This window comes from Arthrobacter sp. MDT2-34-1, from assembly GCF_059091365.1.
The window spans coordinates 1-843 of record NZ_JBNHGO010000063.1 but is presented as its reverse complement, the minus strand read 5'-3'; the positions used below and the strand labels follow the sequence as shown (position 1 = coordinate 843).

Below are 843 nucleotides of genomic sequence, written 5' to 3'. Positions count from 1 at the left end.
CTGGACGTGGACTTTGCTGCGTTCTCTGGTCATAAGATGCTGGGTCCCACGGGCATCGGTGCCCTGTACGGTCGTGCCGAACTGCTGGACGTCATGCCGCCATTCCTGACCGGTGGATCGATGATCACCACGGTCACGATGGAGAAGGCCGAATACCTGCCCTCGCCCACGCGCTTCGAGGCAGGTACTCAACGTATCTCGCAGGCCGTCGCATTGGGCGCTGCCTGCCGTTACCTGGCCGAAACCGGGATGGACCGCATCCATGCTTGGGAAGCTGAGCTGGGGCAACGGCTCGTCGCCGGTCTAGAATCCATCGACGGTATCCGGGTCGTTGGCCCTGCAGCCGGGCTAGATAGGATGGGATTGGCGGCGTTCGATGTGGACGGCGTGCACGCGCACGACGTCGGCCAGTTCCTGGATGATCGCGGCATCGCCGTCCGCGTCGGTCACCACTGTGCCCAGCCGCTGCATCGGCGGTTGGGATTGATCGCTACCACCCGTGCGAGCACCTACCTGTACAACACGACGGACGATATCGATGCCTTCCTCGCGGCTGTGGCTGGCGTCCGCCCTTTCTTCGGAGTGAAATAAATGAGTTCCGCCCTCGAACAGTTGTACCAGCAGATCATTCTGGACCACGCCAAGGAACGCCATGGGTCCGGATTGGTCGAAGCGCCTGTGGGGGAGAGGTCCGGGGAATCGCACATGCTCAACCCCACTTGCGGTGACGAGATTACGCTGCGTGCAGCGGTTCTGGGGAGTACTGTGTCGGGAATTAGCTGGGAAGGGCAGGGATGCTCGATCTCCATGGCTTCAGCTTCTGTGCTTTCTGATCTGGCGAAG

At 61.6% G+C, this 843-nt stretch carries 2 protein-coding genes; both read left to right on the top strand.

Annotated elements, in window-relative coordinates:
* On the top strand, window positions 1-591 hold a 591-nt coding region (locus AC5RVV_RS17615), incomplete at its 5' end, for an aminotransferase class V-fold PLP-dependent enzyme (RefSeq protein ID WP_494002646.1).
* Window positions 592-843 (top strand): iron-sulfur cluster assembly scaffold protein (locus tag AC5RVV_RS17610; RefSeq protein ID WP_494002645.1); only part of this gene is annotated, 252 nt, incomplete at its 3' end.